The following is a 20,994-nucleotide window of genomic DNA, read 5'->3' on the forward strand; positions in this document are numbered from 1 at the left end:
CCTGCTGACGCAGCGGTTCCGCCGGGCCGGAACGGGTTCGTGAGGTGTGCGGAGTCGGGGTGGAGATCGTTCGCGGGGTGTGGAGCTGTGGAGGAGGGCTGGTCCGAGGGGTGTCCGAGCGGGGAGGCGCGTGCGTAGATTACCGGCGGTAACCCCCGATCGACCGAGGAGAACGAGCCGTGGACGCCGCAGAGCCGACGCTGGTCGAACCCGTCAAGACGATCGTCGCGGGCGTGGTCCGCGAGGTGGCGGTGCCCGCCCTCGCCGGAGTGCCGGCCGGCGGATCGCTCGGGGACCTGCCCTTCCTCAACGCCCGCGAGGCCCCGGACGAGCCGGTGCTCGCCCGCAAGGAACGCGACGGGACCTGGCGGGACGTCACCGCCGCCGAGTTCGCGGCCGAGGTGCTCGCCGTCGCCAAGGGGCTGATCGCCGAGGGGCTCGCGGAGGGCGACCGGCTCGCGATCATGGCCCGGACCACCTACGAGTGGACCCTGCTGGACTTCGCCGGCTGGGCCGCCGGGCTGGTCACCGTCCCCATCTACCCGACCTCCTCCGCCCTCCAGGCCCGCTGGATCATCCACGACTCGGGCGCCGTCGCCTGCGCCGTCGAGGACACCGTCCAGGCTCGGCTCATCAGCGCCGAACGCCCCCACCTGCCCGGCCTCGCGCACCTGTGGGAGATCGACACCGGGGCCATAGCCCGCCTCGTCAAGGCCGGGGAGCACCTCCCCGACGCGATCGTGCAGGCGCGCAGAGCCGCCCGTACGCCCGACTCCTACGCCACCCTCGTCTACACCTCCGGCACCACCGGCCAGCCCAAGGGCTGCACCCTGACCCACGGCAACTTCTTCGCCGAGGTCGACAACGCGGTGGCCCTCCTGCACCCGGTCTTCACGTCCGTCAGCGAGGACCCCGCCTCCACCCTGCTCTTCCTGCCGCTGTCGCACGTCTTCGGGCGGATGGTCGCCGTCGGCTGCATGCGCGCCCGCGTGAAGCTCGGCCACGCGCCGAGCATCGCGACCGAGGACCTCCTCGCCGACCTCGCCGGCTTCCGGCCCACCTTCCTGCTGGCCATCCCCTACGTCCTGGAGAAGGTCTACAACACCGCCCGCGCCACCGCCGAACGGATGGGCCGCGCCGCCTCCTTCGACCGGGCCGCCCGCATCGCCCAGCGCGTCGGGGAGGCCGTCGAGGGAGGCGACCCGCCCGGGCTGATGCTGCGGGCCGCCCACGCCGTGTACGACCCGCTGGTCTACCGGCGCATCCGCGCCGCCCTCGGCGGCCGGGTCCGCTACGTCCTCAGCGGCGGCTCCCCCCTGGGCCGGCGGCTCGCCGCCTTCTACACGGGCGCGGGCGTCGAGGTCTTCGAGGGGTACGGGCTCACCGAGACGACGGCCGCCGCCACCGTCACCCCGCCGCTGCGGCCCCGCCTGGGCACGGTCGGCTGGCCGCTGCCGGGTACGGCGGTGCGGATCGCCGACGACGGGGAGGTGCTGCTGCGCGGCGGGCACGTCTTCGCCGGGTACTGGAACGTCTCCGCGCAGCCGGCCGGCGGCTGGCTGGCCACCGGGGACATCGGCGAGCTCGACGCCGACGGCTACCTCACCATCACCGGCCGCAAGAAGGACCTGATCATCACCTCCGGCGGCAAGAACGTGGCCCCCGCACCGCTGGAGGACTGGCTGCGCGCCCACCCGCTGGTCGGCCAGTGCATGGTGATCGGCGACAACCGGCCCTACGTCGCCGCCCTCATCACCCTGGAACCGGAGGGGCTCGCGCACTGGCGGCAGATGCACAAGAAGCAGGACGTGCCCGTGCGGGAACTGGTCACGGACCCGGCGCTGCGGGAGGAGCTCCAGCGGGCGGTGGACGAGGCGAACAAGCTGGTGTCACGGGCGGAGTCGATACGCCGCTTCGCGGTGCTGCCGGGGGAGTTCAGCGAGGCCCGGGGACACCTCACGCCGTCGCTGAAGCTGAAGCGGGGCGCTGTCGCGCGGGACTACGCGGAGGAGATCGAAGCCCTGTACCGCACCCCGCGCGGGGCCTGAACGGCCCGGGCCGTTCCCTGGGGCTCCGCCCCAGACCCCGCGCCTCAATCGCCGGCGGGGCTGGAATCGCCCTGCGGGCGATCCAGCCCGCGCGGCGGCCCGCCCCGACGGGCGGGGGCGACGGCAGCCGCTTATCGTGGGCTGACCGGACGGGGGGCCACCCGAGGAGCGTCCCGTGCGCCGTGCCCGGATACGTACCGCAGCCTGCGCCACCGCCCTGGCCGCCGCCCTCACGGCCGCCGCCCCCGCCGCCGGCACGGCCCCCGCCCCCGCCACCGGCACGGCCCAGGGCATCCGGTGGGGTGACTGCCCCGAGAAGCCCGTCCCGGCGGGGATGCGGTGTGCCACCCTGGACGTCCCCCTCGACCACGAGCACCCCGCCGGGGGCACCACCCGCATCGCCCTCGCCAAGCTCCCCGCCAGTGCCCCAGCCCGCGGCCGCCTCGGGTCCCTGCTGCTGAACTACGGTGGCCCCGGCGCCCCCGGGATCGCCTATCTCGCCGCCGACCCCGCCCTCTTCGCCGAACTCAACGAACGCTACGACCTGATCGCCTTCGACCCGCGCGGGGTCGGCCTCAGCGACCCCGTCTCCTGCGGCGGCGTTCAGGCCGCCGGCTCCGGTCCGGCCCCCGGCGACCCCGCCGCTCAGCTGGCGGCCCTGCGCGCCGAGGTCCGCCGGTGCGAGCGGCACTCCGGGCGCGTCCTCCAGTACATCGGCACCGTCCACGTCGCCCGGGACATGGACGCCATCCGCCGGGCCCTCGGCGAGGAGAAGCTGAACTACCTGGGCTTCTCCTACGGCACCCGGCTCGGCGCCGTCTACGCCGCCCTGTACCCGAAGAACACCGGCAGGATGGTCCTCGACGGCGTCGACAGCCTCGCCGACTCCCTCACCGAGCAGGCCCTCGCCTCCGCCCGCGGACAGCAGCGCGCCCTCGACCACTTCCTGACCTGGTGCGCCCACCGGCAGGGCTGCGTCTACGGCACGAACACCCGTACGGCCAAGGAGAAGGTCAACGCCCTCGTCGCCCGTCTGGACGAGCACCCGATGACCGGTAGCGGAGGAACCCCCTTCACCGGCGATGAGGCGGTCCTCGCCATCGGCAGCGCCCTCTACTACACGGCGTACTGGCCGGATCTGGCCGCCGCCCTGGGGCAGGCCGAACGCGAGGACGACCCCGCCGGCCTCGAAGGGTTCCTGGCTCCCGCCGAACCTTCGGCCCCCGCGGGCACCCCCTCCAAGGTCCCCGCCGACAACGCCGAGGCCGCCCTCATCGCCGTGAACTGCGCCGACGACCCCGACCGCGGCGAGGAGAAGGCCGACCCGGTGAGCATCGCCAGGGAGATCGGCTCCCTGAGCGAGCGGTTCCGCGCGGTCTCGGAGATCTTCGGACCGCGCCAGCTGATGACCGTCCTGGCCTGCTACGGACGCCCCGCCGGCACCGACTTCATCCGCCGCATCGACCACCCCGGCGCCCCGCGCATGCTGCTCGTCGGCACCCGGGGCGACCCGGCGACCCCGTACGAGTGGACGGAGGAGACGGCCCGCCGCCTCGGCTCGGCGGTGATCGTGGACCACAAGGGCGACGGGCACACCGGCTACCCCTCGTCGGCCTGCGTGCGCGGCTACGTCGACGGCTTCCTGACCGACGGCCGGCTCCCCGCCGGAACGCGCGCCTGCCCCGCCGGCGAGTGAACCGGCGGGGCGGGGAGGGGGCTTCAGCAGTCGGGGTGGGTGGCCCGGCCGGCGAAGCGGTCGGCCAGCCAGTTCGCGGCCGCCGGGGCGTGCGTGATCACCCCGCTGACGTGCTCGCCGAGCAGGATCGTGTCGAACTGGAGGTCCGCGCCGCGCGCGCACCAGTCCGCCCGCAGCTGACGTCCCACCGCGTACGGGATGAGCTCGTCGCCGACCGCGTGGTACTGGAGCACCGGCGCGGCCGGGGCCGTCCGGCCGAGCCGGCTCTGGCCCAGGCGGGCCTGCCAGTCGGGCTGGGCGAGGGGGTCGCGGGTGGTCAGGTCGGAGATCCGCTTGAAGGAGCCGGCGATCGCGTCGATCGCCACGCAGCCCTCCTTCATGCCCCCGACCAGGGCCCGGCCCGCCGGGTTGAGGTAGGAGTCCAGCTTCAGCTCGGGGAAGGCCGCGTCCTGCCCGGCGGCCGCCATGAAGATCAGCCCAGAGCCGTAGGAGCCGTCGTTGAAGGCGGCCACCTTCATCAGGTCCGCCGGGACCCCGCCCGTCGCCGTGCCCTTGACCTTCAGTTCCGGCGCGTACGACCCCTGGAGCTCGGCCGCCCAGCCGCTGGCCTGCCCGCCCTGCGAGTACCCCATGATCCCGACCGGCGTGTCCGCCCCCAGCCCGGCCTCCGGCAGCCGGATCGCGGCCCGGGCGGCGTCCAGGACGGCGTGCCCGGCCGAGGGCCCGACGGTGTAGGTGTGCAGGCCCGGCGTGCCGAGGCCCTCGTAGTCGGTGACGACCACCGCCCAGCCGCGCTGGGTCAGTTGCTGGATCAGGTTGGCCTCGCCGGAGGTGCCGTACGGAAGGTTGTCGCTCGGCGCGCAGGAGTCGCCCAGCCCGACCGTGCCGACGGCGTAGGTGATCAGCGGGCGGGGGCCCGTGCGGCCGTCCTGCGGGACGATGACGGTCCCCGAGACCACGTTCGGCGCGCCGTCGGCGGTGGTCGAGCGGTAGTGGATCTTCCAGGCCCGGGTTCCGGTCGGCTGGCCGGGCAGGGGGTGGAAGGCGGAGGGGGCGCTGGCGACGACGTCACCGGGCCGGGCGGCGGCGGGGGCGTCCTCGGCGCCCTGGGCGGCGGCGGCCGGGGCCCAGGCCGCGAGGAGCAGGGCGGCGACGGCGGCGGCCAGGGAGGTGCTGCGGACACGCATGGGCGGAACTCCCAACGTCCGTGTGGGGGTAGGTAGCTCGAAGCTAGTGACCGACCGCTCGGCATGTCGCTGACCGCGCAGCTCACTTTCCCTGGCCGCACCCACCACCACCCGCCCGGCCCAGGCCCGCCCCGTCCCCCGGCCGCCCAGGCCCCGCCCGGCCCCGGGCCCGCCCCCCGTCAGCCGCCCGAGGCGATCCGGTACGCGCCCGGGGTCGTCCCCGTCCAGCGGCGGAACGCGCGGTGGAAGGCGGTGTCCTCCGAGAAGCCCAGCCGGGCGGCGAGTTCCGCGATCGGCTCACCGCTCTCGGCCAGCCCCGCGATCGCCGCGTCCCGCCGCACCTGGTCCTTCAGCCGCTGGAAGGAGGTCCCCTCCCGCTGGAGCCGCCTGCGCAGGGTCGCCGGGGACACCGCCAGCCGGGCCGCGACCTCCCCGAGCTCCGGCAGCCCCGGCGCCCCGCGCAGCCCCCGGGCCAGGGAACGGCGTACCTGCTCCGCGACCGTGGTCCCGTACTCGGGCCGCGACAGCAGGTCGAACGGGGCCCGCCGCAGCATCGCCTCCAGCGCGGGCTCGTCGCGCACCAGCGGCGCGGTCAGCCAGCGCGCGTCGAACACGGCGGCCGTCCGCTCCGCCCCGAACCGCACCGGGCAGTCGAACAGCACGTCGTACTCACCCCGGTGCGCCGGCGCCGGATACGCGAACGAGGCCCCGGCGAGGGGGATGCGACGGCCCACCATCCAGCTGCTGAGCCGGTGCCAGATCGCCAGCACGCACTCCGACAGGAACCGTTCCCCGTCCCGCCCCAGTTCCCCGCGCACCGTGAACCGCGCCTCGCCGCCCTCCACTTCGAGCGCCAGCTCCGGCCCGCCCGGGAACAGCCCGTAGAAGGCGGCCGCCCGCTCCACGGCCGCGCCCAGGTCCCGGCAGCCCACGCAGGCGTAGCACATCATCGCGAAGGTCCCCGGCCGGCTCGGTACGGCCGACAGCCCGAGGAACTCGTCCCGCGTGGTCCGGTACAGCGCCCGGAACAGCCGGGCGAACTGCGCCGGGGTGACCCGCGCCCGGTCGTCGCCCAGCAGCAGCGGCGGGATCTGCGCCTCCTGGAGCAGCGGTACGAGGTCCACGCCGCCGTGCCGCGCCCCCGCGAGCACGGCGCGCACGTGGTGCACGCTGACCGTCCGCCTCCCCATGCCCCGACGGTAGCCCGCGTGAGCGCCGGGGTCAGCGGTGCTGACGCTTCCGGTCATGCCGCCGGGGCGCCCGCCGCACCCACCATCGGGGGGTCACCTATCCGGGGAGGGCGTGCGATGGACGGTCGGCCGGGCACTCTGGCGGTGTTCACCCAGTGGACGGGGGAGCGGTACGGGCCGCTGACGGCCCTCAGGTTCCGCACCCCCGACGGCGGCTGGCAGACCCGCACCTACGCCGAACTCGCCGCCTCCGTCAGCGAGGCCGGACGGGGGCTGCTGGGGCTGGGCGTCGGTCCCGGCGAGCGGGTGGCGATCCTCGCGGAGACCCGGCCGGAGTGGACGTACACGCACTTCGGGGTGCTGGCGGCGGGCGCCGTACCGGTGCCGGTGTACCCGACGGCGGGCGAGGAGGAGCTGGCCTGGGTGCTGGCCGACTCCGGGGCGGTGGCGGCCGTCTGCGAGGACGCCGCGCAGGCCGCCCGGGTGGAGGCGCTGCGGCCGAAGCTGCCCGCGCTGAGGGCGGTCGTCCGCATGGACGAGGAGACGCGGACGAGGGCCCCCGAGTCCGAACTGGCCGCGCGCGCCGCCTCCGTGACCCCCGGTGCCGACGCCGCGATCGTCTACACCTCGGGCACCACGGGCCTGCCGAAGGGCTGCCGCCTCACCCACGGCAACCTCGGGGCCGTCCAGGACGCCACGCTCCCGCTCGTCGAGGGCGGGCCGGGCGACTCCACGTACCTGTACCTGCCGCTGGCCCATCTGCTGGCGCAGCTCATTCAGTTCACCACCCTGCTGGAGGGCGGGGAGCTGTGCTACTTCGGCGGCCGGGTCGAGGACGTGCTCGCCGAGCTGGCGCGGGCCCGGCCGACGCACCTGCCGTCGGTGCCCCGGCTGTTCGAGAAGGTCCACGCGGTGGCGCTGGCCCTGGCCGAGGGGAGCGAGGGCGGCCGGGAGCGGTTCGAGGAGGCCGTGCGGCTGGGCGTCCTCGCGGCCGAGGACCGGCTCCCGGAGCGGGACCGGCCGGCGTACGAGGAGGCGGAGCGCACCCTGTACGCGCCCGTCCGGGCGGCCTTCGGGGGCCGCCTGAAGTGGGCCCTGACCGGCGGCGCCCCCATCGCCCCGGCCACCCTGGACTTCCTGCGGGCCTGCGGGATCCGGGTGTTCGAGGGCTACGGGATGACGGAGTCGGGCGGGGTGATCAGCCTCAACCACCCCGGCGCGGCCCGCCCCGGCACGGTGGGCCGCCCGCTCTCCGGCTGCGAGGTGCGCATCGCCCCGGACGGGGAGGTGCTCGCCCGGGGCCCCATGGTCTTCCCCGGCTACCACGCGAACCCCGCCGCGACGGCGCAGGCCCTGGACGCGGACGGCTGGCTGCACACCGGGGATCTGGGCGCCCTCGACGCCGACGGCTTCCTCTCCCTCACCGGCCGCAAGAAGGAGCTGATCATCACCTCGGCGGGGAAGAACATCACCCCGACCGAGGTGGAGTTCGCCGTCCAGCAGGCCTCCCCGCTCGTCGCCCGGGCGGTGCTGATCGGCGACCGCCGCCCGTACCCGGTGGCCCTGCTCGCCCTGGACGCGGCGGAGGTGGCCGCCTGGGCGGCCCGCGCGGGCCTGGACCTCGGCCCTGCCCCGGCCACCCACCCGGAGCTGCGCGCCCACCTCGAACGCGCCGTCACCGCCGCCAACGCCACCGTCTCCCGCCCGGCGCGCATCCGCGCCTTCCACGTCCTGACGGAGGAACTCTCGGTCGGGGCGGGCACTTTGACCCCCACCCTCAAACTCCGCCGGACGGCGGTGGCGGACCGCTACGCGGCCGAGATAGAAGCCCTGTACGCCTAGCTCGCGCGTTCGAACGGGGTCCCGGAAACCTACGACACGGCGACCCGCCGGACGGTCGCGCCGCACGTCAAAAGACCAAAGAACCGGGGGAAAGAACCAGACCAACCCCTCCAGCCTCCCCGCCCGGACCGCGATCGCTCGGACGGGTGAACTATGCCAACTCGGCTGGATTCGGTGGTGGTTGCCGGGCATATGCTCGCGCCGACAACTCCAGACATGAGACGGCCCCCGGCGGGACGGCGAATCCCGGCCGAGGGCCTGATCCACGAGGAAGCAGAACCCTTCCGCATGGCTTTCCAGCACCCTAGCGCGGGCCCGCGCGCGCCGCGCCGTGTTCCCGCCCGAACCGCTCGATCCGGTGGCCTTTCCGGAGTCACGCACGCCAACGTCCCCCTTACGCGCGACTTCACGGTCGTTGCCAACCAGCTCGTCCAGCACGCGCACCTGTCGCTGCTGGCGATCGGGGTGGCGGTGCACATCCAGTCGCTCCCCGAGGGCACCCCGGTCGGCATCCGCGCCCTGGCCGACCGCTTCCCGGAGAGCGAGCACCGCATCGGCCGGGCGCTGAGGGAGTTGGAGCAGGCGGGCTACCTGCGCCGCAGCCGCCTGCGCCTCCCCGCCGGCCAGGTCGTCACCCGCACGGTGGCGTACAACGTCCCCCCGCCGGTCGCACCGCCGAGGCCCCCGGCCCCACCCGACCCGCCGCCCGGCCCGCCCCCGGCCCCCGACCCCGACCCGGCGGCCGACCCGTCCCCGCACCCCGACCCGACCCCGGACCCCCAGCCGGAGCCGGACCCGGAACCTGAGCCGGACCCGGCCCCGGACCCCCAGCCGGAGCCGGAGCCGGACCCCCAGCCGGACCCGGCCCCGGACCCCCAGCCGGAGCCGGAGCCGGAGCCGGCGCCGGATCCGGAACCTGAGCCGGACCCGGTCGATCCCTCCCCGCCCGAGCGCCCGCACCGGGCAGGCCTCCGCCGCGAAGCCGCCCAGCTCCTGGCGGGCCTGCGGGCCCGCGATCCGCGCCTCCTCCTCTCCGCGAGGGACGTCGAGCGCCTCGTCCCCGACACCGTCCGCTGGCTGGAGACCGCCCCGCCCGAGGCCGTACGCCGCACCCTCACCGCCGACGTCCCGGACGACCTCCGCAACCCGGCAGGCCTTCTGGCCTACCGCCTGAAGGCCGCCTTCCCCGTCCCGATCCCCGCCCCGAAACACCCGCCCCTGACCACCGGAGCGCCGCCCGGGGACCGTGTCATCCACCCCTGGCAGACCTGCGACGGCTGCGACCGCCCCTTCCGCGCCCCGACACCGCGTCCCTGTGGCGATTGCCGGTCCGACAACGGCAAGGCTGCCTAGCATGAAGGTGATGACTCGGCCCCCTGGGCACAGACGAGGAGCCACCGCCATGACCATCGCCCCGGACGCAGCGCGTTCAGAGTCCCCGCAGTACAGGGCCATGCGAGAGGCGCTGGAGTCCCTCGAAGACACCGTGCCCGGCAAGTTCGAGATCACCAAGACAGGAATGGTCCACGACATGATGGCGCCCAGCGCCCCGCACGAACTCACCGTGGCGCGCGTGCGCCGGCGATTCGAAAAGGTCATGCCGGAGGCGCTGGTGGCGCACAGCGGCGCGCCCGACGTCGAGGACCGGCCCGAAGGCATCCTGCGGCTGCCCGACATCATGCTGATCGCCGAAGCGGACATGGAAGGCCAGGGCTCGTTCGACCCCCGCACCCTCCTCGCCGCCGTCGAGGTCGTCTCCCGCTCCAACCCCGACAACGACTGGGTCGGCAAGATGCGGGACTACCCGCTCCTCGGGGTCCCCGTCTACGCCGTCTTCGACCCCCGCACCGGAACGGGGGCCGTCATGTCCGACATCCACGAGACGCCCGACGGCCCCCGCTACGCGACCCGCCGGGACTTCCTCTACGGCGAGGACGTCACGATCGCCCAGTGGACGATCTCCACGGACGGCCTGCCCCGCTACGAGGACCAGTAGCCGCCCCGGGCCCCTACCTCAGCGCCGCCCCCAGCCGGTCCAGGCCCACGCCGATCTCCTCGGGGGTGTGCGTCGTGAAGGACAGCCGCAGGGTGCGCGGGTCCGGGGTGCCGGTGAAGAAGGGGGCGCCGGGGACGTACGCCACGTCGTGGGCGACCGCCGACTTCAGCAGGGGCGTCGCGTCGTACCCCTCGGGGAGCCGGGCCCAGACGAACATGCCGCCCTGCGGGCGGTTCCACTCCGAGCCCTCCGGGAGGGCCGCGCCGAGGCCCGCGAGGAGGGCGTCGCGGCGCGCCCGGTAGGCCTCGCGGACCCGGCCGACGTGCGCGTCGAGGTCGTGGGCGGCGAGGTAGTGGGCGGCGGCCAGCTGGTCCACCGTCGAGGTGTGCAGGTCGGCCGCCTGCTTGGCGACCACCGCCGCCCGGCGCAGGGCGGCCGGGGCGCGCAGCCAGCCCAGGCGCAGCCCGGGGGCCATCACCTTGGAGAAGCTGCCGATCAGGGCGGTGCGGTCCTCGGCGCCCGGGTGGGCGGCGAGCCAGGCCTCGTGGGCGCCCTCGTAGCGCAGGTCACCGTACGGGTCGTCCTCCACCAGCCACAGCCCGAGGCGGGCGGCGGTCCGCGCCACCTCCGCGCGGCGCTCCCCGGGCAGGGTGCGGCCGGTGGGGTTCTGGAAGGTGGGGACGGTGTAGAGGAGCTTGGGGCGCTCGCGGGCGGTGATCTCGGCGAGGGCGTCGGGCAGCAGACCCCGCTCGTCGCAGGGGACGGGTATGACGCGGGCCCCGGCCATCCCGAAGCACTGGAGGGCCGCCAGGTAGGTGGGGTTCTCGACGAGGACGGTGTCGCCGGGCTCCACGAGGGTGGCGGTGACCAGGGTCAGGGCCTGCTGGGAGCCGGTGGTGATCAGGAGGTCGTCCGCGGTGGTCGCCAGCCCGCGCGCACCCGCCCGCGCGGCGACCGCCTCGCGGAGCTCGGGGGCGCCCTCGGTGGTGGAGTACTGGAGGGCGCGGGCGGCCGAGGAGGCCCCGGCGAGGGCGCTGTCGTAGGCGGCGCGGATCCCGGCCGTGTCGAAGAGCTCGGGGGCGGGCAGCCCGCCGGCGAAGGAGATCACCCCGGGGCGTTCGGTGAGCGCCAGGATCTCCCGTACGGGCGAACCGCCCACCGCGGCGGCGCGGGCGGCGAAGGCGGGCAGGGGAGCGGGACCGGCAGCGGGCATGGGGGCTCCTTCGGGTGGCGGGTGAACGCAGCCTAACCAGGAAGGATGCAGACGGCACCTACCATTTCGAGGGGTGAACGGCCCACGCCCTCTCGCGAACTGACGAAGCATCAGCTACACCGGTGCCATGACGAGCAGACACGAGCGGGAACCAGAGGACACCCGGGCCGGGGACTACGCCGCACTCGCGGCCGTCGGCCCGTACGGGGTCCGCCCCGGCCACGCCCTGATCACCATGGTCGAACCGCACCCGGGCCACGAGTACGCGTACAACCGCTGGTACGAGGACGACCACTACTACGCCGGCGCGATGGCCATGCCCTGGATGTACGCGGGCCGCCGCTGGGTGGCCACCCGCGACCTCCAGGAGCTGCGCTACCCGGAGAAGTCGGCGGTGGCCCGGCCGGTCACGGCCGGCTGCTACCTGTCGACGTACTGGGTCACCGAGGGCCGCTACGACGAGCACATGAAGTGGACCGTCGGCATCAACAAGCGGCTGAACCGGGACGGCCGGGTCTACCAGGACCGTACGCACGTCTTCACGGCCTTCCAGGACCACGAGGCCACCGTCTACCGCGACGGGGCCGCCGGCCCCCGTGACTTCCACGCCCTGGACCACCCGTACGCCGGGCTCGTCCTCCAGGTCGTCGACGCCGAGGGCCCCGAGCGGCGCGCGGAGCTGCTGGAGTGGCTGCGCTCCAGGGCCCTGCCGCGCCGGCTGCACGGCTCGCCCGCGGCGATGGTGACCGTCTTCCGGCCGACGCCGCTGCCGGGCGACCGGATGACCTACGTCAAGCAGGTCGAGGGGGTCGACGAGCGCCTCACCCTGCTGTGGTTCCTGGAGGCCGACCCGCGCACCTGCTGGGACCGCTTCCAGGGCCTGGACGCGGAGGTCGCGGAATCGGGGCTGGGGCGGGTGGAGCTGGTGGCGCCGTTCATCCCGACGGTGCCGGGGACCGACCGGTACGTGGACCGGCTGCGCTGACCACCCGGGCGGGGGAGGGGGCCGGCCGTCCGGGGGGCCGGCCGTCCGCCCGTACGCGGACATGGCCGAGCCCCCTCGGCCAGGACGGCGTGCCGGTCGAGAGGGCTCACGTCGGGGTCGTACGCCTGGGGTTCAGGCGCGGTGACCCTCGACCACGTCGGTCACGAAGGAGGTCCAGGAGCCGGGGGCGAAGGTGATCGACGGGCCGTCCTGCATCTTGGAGTCGCGGACCGCGATCGCCTCGGCGACGGGGGACTTGACCTCGACGCAGGCGCCGTTTCCGCCGGAGTAGGAGGACTTGGTCCAGTTCTCGGTGCCGCCCTGACGAATGCCCATGGTTCTTCTCCGGTTCAGAGAGTGGTTCCGGGAGTTCCCGGCTGCGCGCCGGCACCATTTCCCGGGCCGACGTGATCGACGCTACCGGCACCTTCCGATGGGGGAAGGGGGCATTCACTCGACCGGGTGGCATATTCCATTCAGGCCTTTTGTGGCCGGGGACCGACGGTGTACCGTGCCGGACCCCCTGCCACCTCCCTACTTCGCCAGCGCCGCGTAGTGGTCGATGACCTCGGAGATGAACTGCCGGGTCTGTTCCACATTGAGGGCCTGGGCGCGCAGATGCTCGTACATCACGCTGTATTTCTGGACGTCGTTCGCCTTCTCCAGGTACAGATCGCTCGTGACGCCCTCGATGTAGACCACCGTCGAGTCGGAGGCGTCCGGGAATTCCAGAATCGCGTACTGACCGTTCACACCGGGATGCGCGCCCATCGAGAACGGCATCACCTGCACGGTGACGTACGGCTGCTGTGACTGCTCTATCAGGTACTGCAACTGCCGGATCATCAACTGGGGATCGCCCACGTGCCGGCGCAGCACCGCCTCGTCGATCACCGCCCACAGCCGCAGCGGCCCGACCTCCGCGTTGTTGTTGTCCGTCTCGGACAGCCGTTTCTGGCGCTGCATCCGGACCTGGACGCGCTTCTCCACGTCGGCGGGCGCCGTCTCCGGCAGCGCGCCGCGGATCAGCGCCTGGGCGTACTCGGGGGTCTGGAGCAGCCCGGGGACCATCTGGGGCTCGTACGTGCGCAGGCTGGCCGCGTCGGTCTCCAGGCCGATGTAGACGCTGTACGGGATGTCGCCGAAGGCGTGCCACCAGCCCTGCTGGCGGGAGTCCTTGGCCATCTGCATGAGCGAGTCCACCAGCCGGGGGTCCTCCACCTCGTACACCTCGCACAGGTCGCGGACGTCGCGCTGGCTGATGGAACGGCGGCCGTTCTCCAGCCGGCTGATCTTCGACTGGGAGACGAGGAGGCGCTCGGCGACCTGCTCGGCCGTCATGCCCTTGTCCTCGCGCAGCTTGCGCAACTCCATGCCCAGTCGGCGGCGTCGGACGGTGGGATTGACATTGGACGCCACGGGATCGGCACCTCCGCCTTCTTCAGTAGCTGTCTCTGTGCGTGTCTGATGTTCAGCAGACTGCCACCGAAGGGTGCGACGGCGCTGGGGAACGGCGCGGAAAAGCAGACACGCGGGGTGGCGGAGCCGGTGTACGGCTCCACCACCCCGCGTGCGCGCGGCTCCCGGACCGGGTCTCTGGGGACTCCCGGCAGTGGAGGGTGGATCGGTGACCCGCTGGTGGACCAAGGGGTGTCGCGGGTCGGGGTGGTGCGGTGGTGCGTCATGCGTCGTGCGTCGTGCGTCGTGCGTCGTGCGTCAGCGCGTCGTGCGTCAGTGCGCGGCCGCCCGGGCCATCGCACCCGTCCGGCGCGGCTGGAGCGGCACGCCGCCCGCCGTGGCCCGGACGGCCGGCTGCGGTGCCGGTGCGCGGTCGCGGCGCGGCTGCGCCGCCACGCCGTTCTGGACGTCCATGACGGCGTGCGCCACGAGACCGCCCATCGGGTCGTGCCGGATCAGGTCCCGCAGCCGGGACCTGGACGAGCGCCCCTCGTTGCCGGGGTACAGGTGCTTGCCGAGTCCGACCGCGTGGGCCAGCGCGGCGAGCGCCGCGGTCCGCGGGTCCGGCGGTACGCCGGTGCGGATCGCACTGTCCAGCCGGGCACGGATCTCCCGGCTGATCGCCGTGTCGGTCGCCTGGTAGCGAGTCGTCGGCAGCACCCCGCACATCTGTCCCGCGACGGCATGGACCATGCCGCAGCGCTCCAGATGAGCGAGGTAAATCTGGCGGAGCCCCAGCCGGGGTCCGCCGATCCAGTGGACGGCCCGAACCGGGCTGCCGCGCCTGCGCAGCAGTTCCAGTGCGGAGTCCAAAGTCGGATCTCCTGTCGGCCGTGGCATCACCACGGCGATACGATCCCCGTCAGGGGCTATCCGTCCTGCCAGAGCCAGCTCCACTAGCTGTGCCCCGGCCAGGCCGAGGTCGAGCGACTGCGGCTGCGCCGTGGTACCCGTGGCCGGGTCCAGGGCGAGCAGCAGAAGCTCCTCTGGAATTGTTCTGCGGCTCCTGCCCATCCATGCCTCCCCGCGTGGATGAGTGACAGGGTGACGCCTCTCACATTCATCTGTCGAGAGCGCCTGGACGCTTTGTGGGGGAACCAGTAGCTATGTCGTTCTCGTCTAGCACGTGGGCGAGGACCCCGAGACGGGACACTGTTAGACGGTTCGGACAGTAGACCGGACGGCGATCGAGGAGGAACGGTGGCGGGCGAGTCCCCCGACAAGTCGGTAAGTGAAGGAGCGTCGGGGGCGGCGAAGTCCTCAGGGGCCGGGGAACAGGACCCGAGGATCTCGGTGTTCCAGCCGCGCGTCCCGCTGAAGGACGCCGTGCCGGCCCGGCCGGTTGCGGACACGCCGTCCGGCGCTGGTTCCGGCGACGGCCCGGCCACGGACTCCGAGGCACGCCCGGCCACGGACTCCGACCGCCGTTCCGGCACGGGTTCGGGCCGGGTGCCGGCCGCGGACTCCGAGACGGGCTACGGCACGGGCTCGGTCCGGGGTTCGGACGCGGGCTCGGTCCGGGGTTCGGACGCGGACTCCGAGACGGGCGCGGGCTCCGGCCGAGGGTCCGGCGCGGGCTCCGAGACGGGCTCCGGCCGACGGTCGGACAAGGCTTCCGGTGCGGCCTCTGACGCGGATTCCGACGCGGATTCCGGCGCGGGTTCCGACGCCGGCCCGGGCCGGGGCGCGGGCGCCGTCGCGGGTCGTGGTGCGCGGGACGAGGACGCCGCGGCGGGCGGCCGGCCGGGATCGGACGAGGGCGCGGACGGCGCCGAGCGGTCCCCCGGACGAGTGGACCCGGCGACGTCAGCGGCGCAGTCCGGGGTGGTCCGTCAGGGTTCCGTTTCCGAGCGCTCCGAGAAGGCCGACGAGACCTCCGGCGGCGGGAAGCCGTCCGGGGCGGCCTCGGCCGCATCCGAGCGCACCGCCGTCTTCCGCACCGTCAGGCCCGGCTCCACCGACCGGGACGCCGACGCGGACCGGTCCCCCGAAGCCAAGCCGGAGTCCGGTTCCGGGAAGTCCGCCGGAGGGACGCGGACCACCGCGTTCGGCGTCGTGACCTCGGACCCCGCCCCGCAGGACACGGAGCCGGCCTCCGGCCCGGACGCCGGTGAGACGGACGCCGAACGCGGCTCGGCGAAGTCCCCGGCCGCATCCGAGCGCACGGCCGTCTTCCGCACCGTCAAGCCGGGTTCCGCTCCGGCGGACTCCGTGAAGGGCGCCGACGAGGACCGCCCGGCGGACCCCGAGCCGGGTTCCGGTTCCGGGCGTGCGCGGGCCACCGCGTCCGGCCTCGCGACCTCGGACCCGGCCGCCGAGCCGGAGAAGCCCGCCGCGCGGGACCCGCGCGGCGCCGAACCGTCCGAGCGCACGGCCGTCTTCCGCACCGTCAAGCCCGGCTCCGCCCCCGCGGACTCCGGGAAGAAGGTTCCTGCCGAGTCCGAGCGGGGCTCCGCCACGCCCTCGGACGAGTCCGAGCGCACCGCCGTCTTCCGCGCGGTGAAGCCCGGCTCCGCCCCGGCCGACGCCCCCGCTCCCGCCGCCCGCGACCCGCGCGCGTCCGCCCCGTCCGCCTCCGGCTCGGCCTCGGCCTCCGGGTCCGGCTCTGCCTCCGGCTCCGGCTCCGCCTCGGCCTCCGACGCCGGGAAGAAGGCTCCGGCCGACTCCGGGCAGGGTTCCGCCCCGTCCGACGAGCGCACCGCCGTCTTCCGCAAGGTCAAGCCCGGTGCGGACGCGGCGGAGGGCGACGGGAAGCCGTCCGAGGACTCCGAGCGGACCGCAGTCTTCCGTGCCGTCAAGCCGGGCTCCGGCTCCGGCTCCGGTGCCGGTTCCGCCCCGGCCGCCCCCGGGAAGCCCGCGGACGCCGACGGCAAGCCCGGCGCGCCGAAGCCCGGCGCGCCGAAGCCCGCCCCCGAGGCCCGCGTCAGCACGTTCGTACCCCTGCGCGCCGACGACGCGCCGGCCCCGCCGAAGCCCGCCCCCAAGCCCGACCCGGCCACCGCCCCCACCGTGCGGCGGCTGGACCCCAGCGAGCGGACCACGCAGCAGCCGCTGCCCCCCAGGCCGCCGCTCGACATGCTGGCGGACCTCACCAACAACCCGCCCCCGCCGCCCAGCCCGATGCGGACGGTCGTACGGCGGTTCAAGATCTACGCGCCGATCGTGCTGCTGCTGGCCGTCGTCCTGGCCGTCGTGCAGCTGGTCCGCCCGCTGCCCGCGCCCAAGCTCGTGCTGACCGCGAAGTCCCAGTACACCTTCCCCGGCGGGGCGCCCGACCTGCCCTGGCCCTCCGAGGGCCAGGCCTCGATGGCCGCCGCCGGCCTCGGCACGATCGGCTCGTCCGGCGAGCAGAAGCCCGTGCCGATCGCCAGCGTCACCAAGTCGATGACGGCGTACATCATCATGCGCGACCACCCCTTCAAGAAGGGTGAGAAGGGCGCGATGATCGACATCGACAAGACCGCCGAGACCGAGGGCCAGAAGGACAAGTCGGACAACGAGTCCACCCTCAACACGGTCAGGGAGGGCGAGAAGATCTCCGAGTACGACGCGATCGCCGCCCTCATGATCCCCTCGGCCAACAACATCGCGCGGCTGCTGGCCCGCTGGGACTCCGGCTCGCAGGAGGCGTTCGTCAAGAAGATGAACGACACCGCCAAGCAGCTCGGCATGACGAACACGACCTACACCGACCCCTCGGGCCTGGACGCGACCACCGTCAGCACCGCCGAGGACCAGGTCAAGCTCGGTCTGAAGATCGTCGAGATCGACGCGCTGGTGGACATCACCCGCAAGCCCTCCTGGACCGACCAGACCGGCAAGCCCTGGGCGAACTGGAACCGCCTGGTCCCGTACAACGAGTCCCTCGGCATCAAGACCGGTACGACGACCAAGGCCGGCGGAAACCTCCTCTTCGCCGCCTACAAGAAGGTCGGCGACACCAACCAGCTGATCGTCGGAGCCGTCCTCGGCCAGCACAAGCCGCCGATCATCGACACGGTCATCGCCGCGAGCAAGAACCTGCTCGTCGCCACCCAGAAGTCCCTGGAGGGCGCGCCCGTCGTCAAGAAGGGCGACGTCGTCGGGTACGTGGACGACGGCGTCGGCGGCCGCACCAAGGTCGTCGCCACCGCCGACGTGCAGGCGGTCGGCTGGTCCTCGCTGACCGTGGACATCAAGCTCGGCGACGGCGGGACCAAGATCCCCGAGACGGCGAAGGCCGGTACCGCGGTCGGCGTGCTGACCGTCGGCGACGGGGCCAGTCAGGTGAAGGTGCCCGTGGCGCTCCAGTCGGAGCTGGCCGCGCCGGGCATCGGAAGCAAGCTGACCCGCATCAGCTGATACGGGTCGGCGGGCGCGCGACGGCGCCCCGGGCACAACCCCGGGGCGCCGTCGCGCGTCCAGGGAACCGGGACGGGACGGGACGCAGGTGTCGTGCCGGGAAGAGAGCATCGGTCGTGACCACAGCTGAACAGCACAAGCCCGGACGACGGGTACCCGCACAGAGACAGCATCCGCCCGCCGGGGACCCGGCGGGCGGGGGCGGCGCCCTGGGCTGGGCCCAGCGCCACCCCGTGCCGGTGGCCGCCGCCGTGGCGGCCGTCCTGCACGTCGTCTGGTTCTTCTGCTTCGCCAACAGCGGCGGGGACCTGGCCGCGCAGGACGCGTGGGCGGAGTTCGTCGGCCGGCACCCGGACACGGCGTACAACCTCGCCTGGTACGGGGGGATGCACCCGGTCTCGTACAGCGTCGTGTCCCCGTACGTCATGCACGTGCTCGGTGTCCGGACCACGATGATGATCGCCGGGACCTGCTCGGCGGCCCTCCTCGCCCTGATCCTGACCCGCTGCCGGGGCGCCGTCCGGCGTCCCCTGTGGCCCGCTCTGGCCGGGGTCTACGGGCTGTTCTGCAACGCCCTCTCGGGCCGCGTCACCTTCGGGCTCGGCACCCTCTTCGCGCTGGGGGCCGTCGCCGCCGTCTTCTGCTGGCCCCGCAAGTGGGCCCGGCGGCGCTGGGCCAAGGCCGCCGTCGCCGCGCCGCTGGCCGGGCTGGCGACCGCCGCGAGTCCGGTCGCGGGGCTGTTCCTCGGGGTGATCGCGGCCGCGCTGTTCCTGAGCGGGCGGCGCCCGGGCGCGTACGCCCTGGGGCTGGCCCCGGTGGCGGTGGTCGGGCTGTCGGCCTGGCTGTTCCCGTTCTCCGGGACCCAGCCGATGAAGATCGGTTCGGCCTGGCTGCCGTTCGTCTTCGGGCTGGCCATCGCCTTCCTGGTGCCCAAGCGGTGGAAGACGGTCCGGATCTCCGGCGCGGTGTACGCCCTCGGGGTGTTCCTGACCTGGGTGATCGACTCCCAGATCGGCTCGAACGCCACCCGCATGGTCATGCTCTTCGGCGGGGCGGTGCTCCTCGCGGCCGTCCCGCACACGGCCCCGCGCACCCGGCGCCGGTACGCCGTGCTGCTGGCGTTCGTCGGGCTCAACTTCTGGATCACGATGAACAGCATCACCGACATCGTCCGCACGACGCCGGTGGCCGCCTGGAACCGTGAGCTGGCCCCGCTGATCGACCAGCTCCAGAAGGCCGGCGCCGACCGGGGCCGGGTCGAGGTGGTCCCGGCCAGCAGCCACCGCGAGTCCTCGGCCTTCCCCACGTACGTCAACCTCGCACGCGGCTGGAACCGCCAGGCCGACCTGGAGCGCAACCCGCTCTTCTACGACGACACCCTCACCGCCGAGAACTACCGGGGCTGGCTGGAGCGCTGGGCCGTGCACTACGTCGTGCTGCCCGCCGACAAGCCCGACTCGGGCGGCGAGGCCGAGGCCGCGCTGCTGCGCGAGGGGCTCCCGTACCTGCGGCAGATCTGGGGCGACGAGAACTGGCGGCTCTTCCAGGTGGAGGCCCCCACGAGCCTGGTGACCGGGCCGGCGACGGTGGTCCGGGCGGGCGCGGACCAGCTGGTCCTCGACGTCTCGGCGCCCGGCCGGGTGCTGGTGCGGATCCCGCACTCGCCGTGGCTGGGGCTGGTGGACGGCGCGGGGAAGGCCGTGCAGCCGCCGCAGGAGACCCCGGCGTCGAAGGCGCGGGGCGCGGCGGGGTCCAAGGCGCCGAAGGAGTACGCGAACACCGCCGGGTGCCTGTTCAAGGCGGCCCTCGACGGCGAGGGGGACGTGTGGACGGAGCTCCTGGTCCCGGCGCCGGGTGAGTACCGGATCGCGGCGAAGTACCAGCTCCCGCGCGGCACGCCCTGCCCGGAGGAGCTGATCCGCGCCGGCACGGGAACGCCGCCGCGGTCCTGACGGTGGCCGCCCGCGGATCCTTTACGTCCGATCCAGGTGCATAGGTCCGGATATCTGCATACGATCCCAGTAGTTCGATCGGACGCTTCCCGAAGGAGTTGACGACGGGATGAGCAAAGAGCAGAAGCAGGACGTGCAGGCCGCGGTCGCGAAGGCGGTGGAGCGGCTGGGACTGCAGGCGCGGCGCGCGCAGGGCCACGGGCCCGGCCACGGGTTCGACGGCCCCCTCCACAGCAAGGTGAAGGGCGGCGCGCACACCAAGGCGGACCTCAAGCGGGCCGGTACCCCGCAGGGCGACCGCATCGGCGAACGCAGCCGCGGCCTCAGCTGACGCGGGCGGCCCTCCCACCCCCGGGAGGGCTCTTTACACCTCCGCCCGCCACTTTCCGGGCGACCGTTACGTTCCCGATGTAAACCCCTCATACCTCCCTCGTAACGTCGCTCCCATGCCCCGCACCCCCCTCATCCCCCTCACCGCCACGTCCCTGGTCCTCGCGGCCACCGCCACCGCCGCGCTCACGGCCTGCGGCACGGCGTCCGCGACGAAGCTCCCCCCGGCCCCCGGGATCACCGGCACGTCCGCCGCCCCGCCCCCGACGGCCGCCCCGCCGCTGGAGCGCTCCAGACCCACGGGCGTGCGCATCGCGTCGGCGGGGGTGGCGGCGACCCGCGTCCTGGACCTCACGACGGACCCCGCCACCGGCGAGCTGGAGGTCCCCGACCCCGACACGGAGGCGAACACCCCGGGCTGGTGGACCGGGGGCGCCGCGCCGGGCGAGAAGGGCGCCGCCGTCCTGGTGGCCCACTACGACACGAAGCACGGGCCGGCCCTGATGAAGGACGTCGCGAAGGTCGGCCTCGGCGACCTGGTCGAGGTCCCCCGCGAGGACGGCCGGACGGCGAAGTTCAAGATCCGCGAGATCGAGGACGTCCACAAGGACCGCTTCCCCACCCGGAAGGTCTACGGGCCCACGGACCGCCCGGAACTGCGCCTGCTGACCTGCGGCGGCGAGATCGAGAACGGCCACCGCACGCACAACGTGATCCTCTACGCGGACCTGGTCGCCTGACCCCGCACACGACGGA

General features: G+C 74.0%; 16 protein-coding genes. 10 read left to right on the plus strand and 6 right to left on the minus strand.

Annotation, left to right across the window (positions count from 1 at the left end; all coding sequences use genetic code 11):
- Nucleotides 1-179 precede the first annotated feature (179 nt).
- Entirely contained in the window at nucleotides 180-2,048 is a 1,869-nt protein-coding gene (locus ABT403_RS27470; protein ID WP_344151109.1) for an AMP-dependent synthetase/ligase, read from the plus strand.
- Between the two features lie 175 nt (nucleotides 2,049-2,223).
- Complete coding sequence (locus ABT403_RS27475) at nucleotides 2,224-3,744, plus strand: alpha/beta hydrolase (RefSeq protein WP_344151112.1); 1,521 nt, start codon at nucleotides 2,224-2,226, stop codon at nucleotides 3,742-3,744.
- A gap of 23 nt (nucleotides 3,745-3,767) precedes the next feature.
- On the opposite strand, the gene ABT403_RS27480 is transcribed toward ABT403_RS27475, so the two are convergent.
- The gene (locus ABT403_RS27480; RefSeq protein ID WP_344151115.1) at nucleotides 3,768-4,931 is read right to left on the minus strand and encodes a lipase family protein; all 1,164 of its coding nucleotides are present in this window, start codon (nucleotides 4,929-4,931) and stop codon (nucleotides 3,768-3,770) included.
- Nucleotides 4,932-5,110: 179 nt separating this feature from the next.
- Nucleotides 5,111-6,121 carry an AraC family transcriptional regulator gene (locus ABT403_RS27485; protein WP_344151118.1) on the minus strand — a complete coding sequence of 337 codons (1,011 nt, stop codon included), beginning with the start codon at nucleotides 6,119-6,121 and terminating at the stop codon, nucleotides 5,111-5,113.
- Between the two features lie 117 nt (nucleotides 6,122-6,238).
- Between ABT403_RS27485 and ABT403_RS27490 the strand changes: the two genes are divergently transcribed.
- The 3 genes from ABT403_RS27490 to ABT403_RS27500 all read left to right on the plus strand — a co-directional run bounded on the left by ABT403_RS27490 (nucleotide 6,239) and on the right by ABT403_RS27500 (nucleotide 9,959).
- Nucleotides 6,239-7,963 (plus strand): AMP-dependent synthetase/ligase, encoded by a 1,725-nt coding sequence (locus tag ABT403_RS27490; RefSeq protein WP_344151121.1) that lies wholly within the window; start codon nucleotides 6,239-6,241, stop codon nucleotides 7,961-7,963.
- 288 nt (nucleotides 7,964-8,251) lie between these two features.
- On the plus strand, nucleotides 8,252-9,316 hold the full coding sequence (locus ABT403_RS27495) for a helix-turn-helix domain-containing protein (protein WP_344151124.1): 1,065 nt from the start codon (nucleotides 8,252-8,254) through the stop codon (nucleotides 9,314-9,316).
- 49 nt (nucleotides 9,317-9,365) lie between these two features.
- Entirely contained in the window at nucleotides 9,366-9,959 is a 594-nt protein-coding gene (locus ABT403_RS27500) for a Uma2 family endonuclease (protein WP_344151127.1), read from the plus strand.
- A gap of 13 nt (nucleotides 9,960-9,972) precedes the next feature.
- On the opposite strand, the gene ABT403_RS27505 is transcribed toward ABT403_RS27500, so the two are convergent.
- Entirely contained in the window at nucleotides 9,973-11,172 is a 1,200-nt protein-coding gene (locus ABT403_RS27505) for an aminotransferase-like domain-containing protein (protein ID WP_344151130.1), read from the minus strand.
- Between the two features lie 127 nt (nucleotides 11,173-11,299).
- On the opposite strand from ABT403_RS27505, the gene ABT403_RS27510 reads away from it, so the two are divergent.
- On the plus strand, nucleotides 11,300-12,157 hold the full coding sequence (locus tag ABT403_RS27510) for a hypothetical protein (RefSeq protein ID WP_344151133.1): 858 nt from the start codon (nucleotides 11,300-11,302) through the stop codon (nucleotides 12,155-12,157).
- Nucleotides 12,158-12,289: 132 nt separating this feature from the next.
- Here the strand turns inward: ABT403_RS27510 and ABT403_RS27515 are convergent, their stop codons facing one another.
- From ABT403_RS27515 to ABT403_RS27525, 3 genes are all read right to left on the minus strand, one after another.
- On the minus strand, nucleotides 12,290-12,493 hold the full coding sequence (locus ABT403_RS27515; RefSeq protein ID WP_344151136.1) for a DUF397 domain-containing protein: 204 nt from the start codon (nucleotides 12,491-12,493) through the stop codon (nucleotides 12,290-12,292).
- A 198-nt stretch (nucleotides 12,494-12,691) separates the two neighbouring features.
- Nucleotides 12,692-13,576, minus strand: a complete 885-nt coding sequence (locus ABT403_RS27520) for a helix-turn-helix domain-containing protein (protein ID WP_344151139.1) — start codon at nucleotides 13,574-13,576, stop codon at nucleotides 12,692-12,694.
- A 312-nt stretch (nucleotides 13,577-13,888) separates the two neighbouring features.
- Entirely contained in the window at nucleotides 13,889-14,629 is a 741-nt protein-coding gene (locus ABT403_RS27525) for a GOLPH3/VPS74 family protein (protein ID WP_344151142.1), read from the minus strand.
- Nucleotides 14,630-14,815: 186 nt separating this feature from the next.
- On the opposite strand from ABT403_RS27525, the gene ABT403_RS27530 reads away from it, so the two are divergent.
- The 4 genes from ABT403_RS27530 (at nucleotide 14,816) to ABT403_RS27545 (ending at nucleotide 20,978) form a co-directional block, all read left to right on the plus strand.
- Entirely contained in the window at nucleotides 14,816-17,956 is a 3,141-nt protein-coding gene (locus ABT403_RS27530) for a hypothetical protein (RefSeq protein WP_344151145.1), read from the plus strand.
- 116 nt (nucleotides 17,957-18,072) lie between these two features.
- A complete protein-coding gene (locus ABT403_RS27535; RefSeq protein ID WP_425580100.1) occupies nucleotides 18,073-19,908 on the plus strand; it encodes a DUF8823 domain-containing protein in 1,836 nt (611 codons plus the stop codon).
- 109 nt (nucleotides 19,909-20,017) lie between these two features.
- The gene (locus tag ABT403_RS27540) at nucleotides 20,018-20,239 is read left to right on the plus strand and encodes a hypothetical protein (protein WP_344151148.1); all 222 of its coding nucleotides are present in this window, start codon (nucleotides 20,018-20,020) and stop codon (nucleotides 20,237-20,239) included.
- 115 nt (nucleotides 20,240-20,354) lie between these two features.
- Entirely contained in the window at nucleotides 20,355-20,978 is a 624-nt protein-coding gene (locus ABT403_RS27545) for a sortase domain-containing protein (RefSeq protein WP_344151151.1), read from the plus strand.
- The last annotated feature ends 16 nt before the right edge of the window (nucleotides 20,979-20,994 follow it).

Origin of the sequence: Streptomyces sp. NPDC000075 (assembly GCF_040301925.1) — a bacterium.
GTDB classification, from domain to species: domain Bacteria; phylum Actinomycetota; class Actinomycetes; order Streptomycetales; family Streptomycetaceae; genus Streptomyces; species Streptomyces polychromogenes.